At 67.5% G+C, this 4,100-nt stretch carries 4 protein-coding genes and 1 pseudogene; 1 reads left to right on the forward strand and 4 read right to left on the reverse strand.

Annotation, left to right across the window (positions count from 1 at the left end):
- Window positions 1-103 precede the first annotated feature (103 nt).
- Together VML93_RS13820 and VML93_RS13825 are read right to left on the reverse strand one after the other, a co-directional pair.
- Window positions 104-646 (reverse strand): annotated as a pseudogene (locus VML93_RS13820) (AMP-binding protein); the annotation flags it as partial.
- A gap of 12 nt (window positions 647-658) precedes the next feature.
- Window positions 659-1,264 (reverse strand): TetR/AcrR family transcriptional regulator, encoded by a 606-nt coding sequence (locus VML93_RS13825; RefSeq protein ID WP_325611397.1) that lies wholly within the window; start codon window positions 1,262-1,264, stop codon window positions 659-661.
- A 199-nt stretch (window positions 1,265-1,463) separates the two neighbouring features.
- On the opposite strand from VML93_RS13825, the gene VML93_RS13830 reads away from it, so the two are divergent.
- Window positions 1,464-2,558: an NAD(P)-dependent oxidoreductase gene (locus VML93_RS13830; RefSeq protein WP_325611399.1), complete on the forward strand. Its 1,095-nt coding sequence runs from the start codon at window positions 1,464-1,466 to the stop codon at window positions 2,556-2,558.
- On the opposite strand, the gene VML93_RS13835 is transcribed toward VML93_RS13830, so the two are convergent.
- Window positions 2,559-3,164 carry a hypothetical protein gene (locus VML93_RS13835; RefSeq protein WP_325611403.1) on the reverse strand — a complete coding sequence of 202 codons (606 nt, stop codon included), beginning with the start codon at window positions 3,162-3,164 and terminating at the stop codon, window positions 2,559-2,561.
- 10 nt (window positions 3,165-3,174) lie between these two features.
- The coding region (locus VML93_RS13840; protein ID WP_325611405.1) for a hypothetical protein at window positions 3,175-4,100 on the reverse strand (926 nt) is incomplete at its 5' end.

The raw sequence follows: 4,100 nt of genomic DNA on the forward strand, positions 1-4,100 counted from the left end.
GGGTTATTAGGTGATTTTTCCGTCTGCTTGCACTACCTGCCGCCGCCCCCAGACTTTCGGCGGCGACTTGCTTGGCCCAGCGGTAGTCGGCTTCGCCGGCCGGTCAGCGCTGCACTTTGGCGGTGGTTGGCTCACCCTTGGTTGACATCGCGTTCATCTGCAGACCCGATTCCGAGGCACCCGCGGTATCAATGATCAACAAGTTAGGTAGCGCGGCCGTAAGGCGTCTGCGGACGCTGGGAGTCAGCGCTGCGCCGCCGTTACTGATCGACACCAGGCCGGACAGGTCGTAGCCACCCCGCTCGAGTTCGTCGAGGAGCGAGCGCGCGATCGCGTCGCCGACGACTGGACTCATCACCCGTTCCCGCTCGGCAAGCCGCAGAAGCTGGTCGGCCCGAATACTTTCCACATCGTCAGGAAACGCCACCCAACCGCCGATGGTCATGATCTGGAACGCACCCCATTGCGCGGCGCCGTGCATCAGCGGCGGAATCAGCAGTATCGAGGCAAAACCAGGCGCTTGGCTGGCGCGCTCGGCCACCTCGTCGGACCCGGCCATTGCGTCGTCAGTGCCGAAATACCTTCCGCCCATTGAGGAGACGAACACGTCATGCTGGCGCCACAGCACTCCCTTGGGCATTCCGGTGGTACCGCCGGTTCAGGCAACCGACGCTCCCAGAATGAGATTGACCGCCTCGTCCAGTTGCCCGGCAATTTCCTCATACCCGACGAAGTGCGTCGTCATCAGCGCACCGGCAAACGTCATCAGCAGGGTGGTCCGCACCGCACGCGACCAACCCGGACCGAGAGCGGCGCCGATCCGCCGGGACACTTCTTCGGCGATCTGGTCCCGCAATGGCGTGACCGCGGGATCGTCGGCCATCAGAGCCGCCCCGCACGCGGTGGTCAGCTCGGGCTCGTCGGCAACCACCACCGCCATGTCCCGCATGGTCGCGCTCACCCGTGTCTTGGTGGTGTCGTTGACGTCGGTGTGCAGCGGAAGCTCACGCAGAAAACGCAGGTAGACCGCGGCAACCAGCGCACTTTTGGATGGAAAGTAGGTGTAAGCGCTGGCGGGCGAAACCCCGGCGCGGGCCGCCACCGCACGCATCGTCAGGTTGGCGTAAGACGACTCGCGCAGTTCCGCCAAGCCGGCGTCGAGAACCTTGCGGATCGTCTGCCCCGGCCGCCGGTCCGCCCGGCGTGCGCCCGGGCCGCGAACGTCGCTGCCAGGACTTACCGGCGGAGCCACATCTCTAGACACCAGTCCAGCATAGGAAATCAGCTGCATGTTCGACAACTAAGTGATCGAACCTCGACATACCCTCATCAAACCCGCCGGGATAGCGCATTTGGTGGTCGGGGTCACCTTGCCTGGCCGTCCTCACGAGGATACCGTGAAACCATAATTATAGACATTAGTCCAGAAAAATCATTGGCGCCGTACCGATAGGAAAACTGACATGACTGCTGCTGATCCCGTACTCGTTACCGGGGCATTCGGCCTGGTCGGCTCGGAAGTGGTGGCCGCGCTGGCCGATCAGGGCCGGCGCGTTGTCGCCACCGACCTCGACGTGCCTGCGAACCGCAAACGGGCGCAGTCGTTTGCCGCTCGTCCCGGGGTTGAGGTGCGGTGGGCCGACCTGACATCGCCGGCCCACATCGCTGCCCTGCTCAGCGAGGTCGCCCCGACGGTCATCATTCATCTGGCGGCGATCATTCCGCCGTTCTGCTACGCGCGTCCACAGCTCGCGCGAGCGGTGAATGTCGACGCCACCGCGGCGCTTGTCAAAGCCGCTGAGGCAGTGCCGACCCCGCCGCGTTTTGTGCAGGCTTCCAGCATCGCGGTGTACGGGGCACGCAATCCGTACCGCACCGACGAGCTGTTGACCTCGTCAACACCGATACGACCTACCGAGTTGTACGGCCAACACAAGGCTTTGGCTGAAGAGCACGTAATGGCCGCGGACCTGGATTGGGTGGTGCTGCGGCTGGGCGGGGTGCTCACCGCCCAACCACGCTGGACGGCCGAGCGCGACCTGATCTTTTTTGAGGCGGTGCTACCCTCCGATGGGCGTATCAACAGCGTCGACGTCCGTGATGTCGCCCGGGCGTTCAGCGCGGCGACGGTCACCGACCACACCCGCGAAGTGTTCCTGATCGGCGGCGACGACACCCATCGCCTCCTCCAGGCCGCCCTCGGCGCCGAGACCGCCGCCGCAATGGGTTTGGCCGGTGCCCTGCCACCGGGACGGCCGGGTGATCCCGACGACGACCAGACCTGGTACGCCACCGACTGGATGGACACCCGCCACGCGCAGAACGTCCTTGATTACCAACGTCATTCGTTTCCGGACATGAACGCTGAGTTGCAGCAGATCGTAGGCTGGCGCCGCTGGCCGCTGCGACTGCTCGCGCCGGTGGTGCGCTGGTACCTCAGACGCCGCTCACCGTATCGGGGAATTGCGGGTGGTTACGCCGATCCGATGCGGGCGATCGACCAGCGCTGGGGTGATCCGCGCGCGTCGAAATATCTTGCCGCAGAGGCGCAGTCCTAGCTACCAGCCGATGCCCAGCTGCTGGCATGCGGTCAACGGACCGCCGTAAGCCACGATGCTGTCGGTCCATGCGGCCTCGTCGTACTGGGTGCCGGCACCGGGACGAACACTCGCGACGAACAGCTGCATGTCATCGATGTAGCGCTGCAGCGCGCGCGTCGTGAAGCGCGGCGGGTTGGCGTGCGCATCCAATACCTGTTGCGTACGATGCGCCCAATCCTGGGTGTCCGAAACAAATTTCGGCAACGCGGCATCCCGTTGCGGCGAACCCGGCTGACCGGTGGCCAGGAACGCGTTGCTGCGGTCGTCGTTCTCTTTCATCAGCGGCCCAATCGCCTGGCACAACGATTTGTCCGCGGCCGTTCCTTCCTGCGGGCTCGACGGGCCGGCGGCCGGCGCGGGCTGGGACTTCTGCGGCAGCAGGGCAATCACCAACGCGGCCGACGCCAATAGGATGGCCAGCGCCACTCCGAGTGTCGTGCGGGAAGGGAGGCGACGTTTCTGGGGTTCGAGAGTGAAGTCGGGCGAGGTCAGCCGCGAAAATCGCGCACGACTCAGAGTGGGCGCGCGGCGGCCGTAACCGGGTTCGCCGCCTCGTTCAGTCATCTGCTGCTCCTCACGGCTGGCCTGGCAGTGGAACCCACAGCCCGAATAGCCAGAAGCCCCACGCCTGGTAGTACGGATCCCACAGTGGCAACACCGAGAAGCCCCAGTAATTGAACGGGGCCGGCGACCACCCCGGCGGCGGAGGCCAAGCACCGTAGCCGGCGTACGGATCGTACGGACCCCACAACCCTGGTCCTCCTGGCCAGCCGTACCCGGGCCAGCCGCGCCACCAACCCGGCCCGGGCGGCGGCGGAGGCCCCCAGCCCCACGGCGCCGGTCCCAGGCCCCACGGCGGCGGGCCGCCGTGCCATGGCGGCGCGAACAGGTGCAAGCCGGGACTGCGGAAGGCGATGTCCCAACGCGCATCCCCGAACGGCCCACCCGGGCCGCGGAAATCGCCGCGGAACCGCCAGGCCGGCCCACCGGGACCCCGGAAAGCCCAATTCAGGTTCGCGCCGGGCCCGCCTGGCCCGCCCCAGTGAACGCCGAGGTCTCCGCGGGGTCCTCCCCATGGCGCGAAGGGCGGCGCGCCCGGACCACGGAAGCCCGCCCGGAACTCGCCAGGTGCTGCGCCAGGCCCGTGGAAGCCGCCGCGGAATCCGGCGTCGGGCCCGCCCGGTCCGCGGAAGGCCCCACGGAAGTCAGCCGCGGGTGCTCCCGGACCCCGGAAAGATCCGTTTCCACGGAAGCCTGCGTCAGGTCCACCCGGTGCTCGATCGAGTCCGCCCGGTCCGTGGAAGTCACCGCGCAGTGAGGTGGCCGGTGGTCCGGGGGAGTGCGATCCGGGTGCGAATCCACCGGGGCCGGGCTGACCCGGTGCCCCACCGGGACCGCCGCCGTGCGGTCCGGCCGCCGGTCCACCACCGGGGCCACCGCCATGCGGTCCACCCGCGGGCCCCCCACCGGGACCGCCGCCCTGCGGTCCGGCCGCCGGTC

The sequence above is a fragment of the Mycobacterium sp. genome (assembly GCF_035499775.1).
Taxonomy (GTDB): domain Bacteria; phylum Actinomycetota; class Actinomycetes; order Mycobacteriales; family Mycobacteriaceae; genus Mycobacterium.